This is a genomic window from Acetobacter papayae JCM 25143 (assembly GCF_000613285.1).
Taxonomy (GTDB): domain Bacteria; phylum Pseudomonadota; class Alphaproteobacteria; order Acetobacterales; family Acetobacteraceae; genus Acetobacter; species Acetobacter papayae.
The window spans coordinates 1-3,675 of sequence record NZ_BAIN01000118.1; the positions used below are offsets into that span (position 1 = coordinate 1).

Consider the following 3,675-nt stretch of genomic DNA (forward strand, 5'->3'; position numbering starts at 1 on the left):
GCGCAGGTGCTCAAGGGCCGCAAGGCTGCGGGCTTGATGGGCCTGCCAGAGTGCCTGCGTGCTTTCGGCGTCAGTGGAGAGCAGTACCGGCTGATCTTCCAGCACGGCCAGTGGCTGGTTGGGCAGGGCGGATGCTTTTTCGATCCGCCGGTCAATGGCCGAGAGGGGTATGACAGGCAGAGTGCGCAGGTGGCGGCGCAGATAGGCCAGACACAGGCCCGCAAAACCCAGTAAAATCAGCCAGCGGGCAAAGTCTGGCAGGTGTTGCGGCAGGCGGCACAGACCTGCCAGCACATACAGGCCCAGTGCCGCCAGAACCGGCAGAACCGCAGGCCATACCCGCTCGACATAAAGGACAAGGGCCGCATGACGGCGCACCGAAGCCAGACGGGCGGCATGTGGCCCGGTATGGGTGTTCGGGGCGTTCAGGCTGTCATGCGCGCCGCCCATGCTTACATGGTTCCGCCTGTAAAGGCTGGCACGGTTTCATCCTGCCAGAGTTCTTCCACGGTCTGCCTGCGACGTATCACCGTCCATTCTCCGTCTTCAACCAGAACTTCGGACGCTAGAGGGCGGCTGTTATAGGTTGAACTCATCACCGCCCCGTAAGCCCCGGTGTCCAGAATGGCGACGCGCGCGCCCCGTGGCAATGGGGGCAGGGCACGGTCACGTGCAAAGGTGTCTCCGCTTTCACAAACCGGGCCGACCACATGCGTTGGTGCGCAGGGCAGGCCCAGACTGTGCGGTGCAAGAGGCACGATCCGTGCCATGCATCATACATGCTGGGGCGCAGCAGGTCGTTCATGGCGGCATCTGTCACCACAAAGGGGGTCTGCATGCCGTATTCCTTGCGCAGGATCACGCTGCTGAGCAGAACGCCCGAGGGGCCAGCCAGCCAGCGGCCCGGCTCTATCGCCAGTTTGACATCCAGATCACCCAGCTCAGCCCGGATGGCGGCTGCAAGGGCTTCGGGCTGGCCTTCGGCTTCGGCCCCGTAGGCAATGCCCAGCCCGCCACCACAATCGATATGGGTCACGCGCTGCCCTGCGGCACGTACGGTTTTCACCAGTTCCGCAACGCGGGCATAAGCGGCGCGGTAAGGGCCGGTGGACAGGATCTGGCTGCCGATATGTGTAGCGAAACCGCGTGCCTCGATACCGGGCAGGCTGGCCGCGCGGGCATACAGGCTGCCGCGTCATCAAAAGGAATACCGAATTTATTGGCGGCCAGCCCGGTTGTGATCTTGGCGTGCGTTTTCGCATCTACGTCAGGGTTAACGCGCAGGGTCACGCGCGCAATGCGGCCAAGGCGGGTTGCAATGGCGCTAATGATATCGAGTTCTTCAGCGCTTTCGATGTTGATCTGGCCAATATCCAGCGCAATGGCCTGCTCAAGCTCGGCATCGGTCTTGCCCACGCCTGAAAACACAACACGCCCGGCCTGTATGCCTGCTTTTTGCGTGCGAGCCAGCTCGCCACCGCTGACAATATCTGCCCCATGGCCTTCACGCCCGACGAGCGAGAGCATGGCCAGATGGTCGTTCGCCTTCACGGCGTAATGGATGGACACATCAAGCCCGGCATCGCGCATGGCCTGATCCAGACGGCGCAGGCGGCGTTTGAATGTGCCTGCGCCCATGACCCAGCAGGGGGTGCCAACGGCATCGGCTATGGCGTTCAGGGCCACGCCTTCAAACATCAGCTGTGGTGGGCGTCATGCTGAGCTGCGGGTGGGTGCGGAGCAGTTCCGGCAGGGTGGGGTCTGTGCCGGTAGGGGCGGAAAGATCAGCCATGAGGCGTGTAGGGCCTTGGATTGAAGTAAGGGGCAGGACAGGTGAGAAAAACGGTGTGGCGCCAGCTTAATCCGGCGCCGGGTAGGTGCGCGGATAGATGATCTTGTCCTCTGGGCCGGGCTGGCGCGGTGGGCCTTTTTTGCCGCAGGCGGCCAGCGGCAGGAGCAGGGCCGTGCTCAGGGCAAGGCCAATCAGCAAGCGCAGGGTCATCGGTGGCTGTCCGGTGTGGTGGTGCTGTCCAGTGTGGCCAGCCAGCGTGCGGCCTGTGCCCGCACGTTGTCGGCCGCCGTGCCGCCTTCGCTCGTGCGCGAAGCGATCGAGGCATCGACAGTCAGGACGGTGTAAATATCATCGGTAATGCCGGGTTCTTCAGCCTGCATTTCAGCAAGGCTGAGGTCAGCCAGACCAATATTTTTTTCCTCGGCCTTGGCGACCAGCCGCCCGGTGACATGATGTGCCGTGCGGAAAGGTACGCGCAGCACCCGCACCAGCCAGTCCGCAATATCGGTGGCGGTGGAGTAGCCCGAGCCAGCCAGAGCGCGCATCTGCGCCGTGTTGGCGGTCATATCGCGCACCATGCCATCGCACGCGGCAAGGGAAAGGGCGGCGGCATCCGTGGCGGCAAACACCGGTTCCTTGTCTTCCTGCATGTCCTTGGCATAGGCCAGCGGCAGGCCTTTCATGACTGTCAGCAGCCCGACAAGGCTGCCGGTAATGCGGCCTGTCTTGGCGCGCACCAGTTCGGCGGCATCGGGGTTGCGCTTCTGCGGCATGATGGAGGAGCCGGTGGTAAAGGCATCGGACAGGCGGATGAACGAGAAGGGCGAGGAACACCAGATGACAATCTCTTCCGCAAAGCGGGAGAGGTGCATGGCCATGATGGACAGGGCCGAGAGATATTCCAGCGCGAAGTCCCGGTCGGAAACCGCATCGAGCGAATTGGCCGTAGGGCGGTCGAAGGCCAGTGCTTCGGCTGTCATGCGCCGGTCGATGGGGAAAGAGGTGCCAGCGAGTGCGGCCGAACCCAGCGGACATTCATTCAGGCGGCGGCGGGTATCGGCCAGACGGCCCCTGTCGCGGGCAAGCATTTCCACATAGGCCATCAGGTGGTGGCCGAATGTGACGGGCTGCGCGGTTTGCAGGTGGGTAAAGCCCGGCATCGGGTCGGCTGCGTGCTCGCTGGCCCGGCGGGCGAGGGCGCGCATGAGCGAGGCTACCTGCTGGTCCAGCCCGTCAATGGCATCACGCACCCACAGGCGGAAATCGGTCGCGACCTGATCATTGCGCGAGCGCGCGGTGTGCAGGCGCTTGCCCGCCTCGCCAATCCGGTCGGACAGGCGGGCCTCGATATTCATGTGAATGTCTTCAAGGGCTTCGGAAAAATCGAACCGGCCTGCTTCGATTTCCTGCCCGATTTCGTTCAGCCCGGCGCGGATGGCCGCTTCGTCCTCGGGGGTGATAATCCCGACATGGGCGAGCATGGCAGCATGGGCGAGCGAGCCGCGGATATCCTGCCGCCACAGGGCCTTGTCAAACCCGATGGAGGCGTTGATGGCCATCATGATGTCTGAGGGGCCACCGGCAAACCGCCCGCCCCATTGGACATTGGCGCTCTCGCTCGTTGTTGTTGTACCGCTCTGAGGCTGTTCAGTGACATTCTGGCCAAAATCCGTCTGTAACGCGTGACACAAGCAGCCCCGGACTTACAACCGTCGCGGTGCGAATGCAAAGCCCCTTACCCTACCGGGGGCCGCCGTGCGGCGCAAATGCCATGGTCGTGGCGTACACCCAGCCTACGGTATTTTATGTGTGGGGTGTGCTGTATGGGCCTGACTTCCCTGTGGTTCTGGGGCCGGGGCGGTGCTGGCATGCGGGCCGCCCAT

6 protein-coding genes are annotated in these 3,675 nt (G+C 63.5%); all 6 read right to left on the reverse strand.

The window, feature by feature from the left end:
- Nucleotides 1-450: DUF4175 family protein (locus JCM25143_RS20180; protein ID WP_035371454.1), on the reverse strand; the 450-nt coding region annotated here is incomplete at its 3' end.
- A gap of 2 nt (nt 451-452) precedes the next feature.
- Nucleotides 453-710 (reverse strand): hypothetical protein, encoded by a 258-nt coding sequence (locus JCM25143_RS25545; RefSeq protein WP_456303615.1) that lies wholly within the window; start codon nt 708-710, stop codon nt 453-455.
- The gene (locus tag JCM25143_RS25550; RefSeq protein ID WP_456303616.1) at nt 596-1,066 is read right to left on the reverse strand and encodes a hypothetical protein; all 471 of its coding nucleotides are present in this window, start codon (nt 1,064-1,066) and stop codon (nt 596-598) included. The genes JCM25143_RS25545 and JCM25143_RS25550 overlap by 115 nt, the downstream gene beginning before the upstream one ends.
- Nucleotides 1,063-1,698 carry a diaminopimelate decarboxylase family protein gene (locus JCM25143_RS25555; RefSeq protein ID WP_456303617.1) on the reverse strand — a complete coding sequence of 212 codons (636 nt, stop codon included), beginning with the start codon at nt 1,696-1,698 and terminating at the stop codon, nt 1,063-1,065. The genes JCM25143_RS25550 and JCM25143_RS25555 overlap by 4 nt, the downstream gene beginning before the upstream one ends.
- Nucleotides 1,699-1,858: 160 nt before the next feature.
- Nucleotides 1,859-2,002 (reverse strand): hypothetical protein, encoded by a 144-nt coding sequence (locus JCM25143_RS22915; RefSeq protein ID WP_199897909.1) that lies wholly within the window; start codon nt 2,000-2,002, stop codon nt 1,859-1,861.
- Complete coding sequence (argH, locus tag JCM25143_RS14590; RefSeq protein WP_234395347.1) at nt 1,999-3,354, reverse strand: argininosuccinate lyase; 1,356 nt, start codon at nt 3,352-3,354, stop codon at nt 1,999-2,001. Before argH ends, JCM25143_RS22915 begins: the two co-directional genes overlap by 4 nt.
- Nucleotides 3,355-3,675 lie beyond the last annotated feature (321 nt).

Excerpts from the sequence above, each read along its gene's own strand:
- argH (WP_234395347.1), bottom strand. The coding sequence starts at position 3,354 with ATGATGGCCATCAACGCCTCCATCGGGTTTGACAAGGCCCTGTGGCGG.
- JCM25143_RS25555 (WP_456303617.1), bottom strand. The coding sequence starts at position 1,698 with ATGTTTGAAGGCGTGGCCCTGAACGCCATAGCCGATGCCGTTGGCACC.
- JCM25143_RS22915 (WP_199897909.1), bottom strand. The coding sequence starts at position 2,002 with ATGACCCTGCGCTTGCTGATTGGCCTTGCCCTGAGCACGGCCCTGCTC.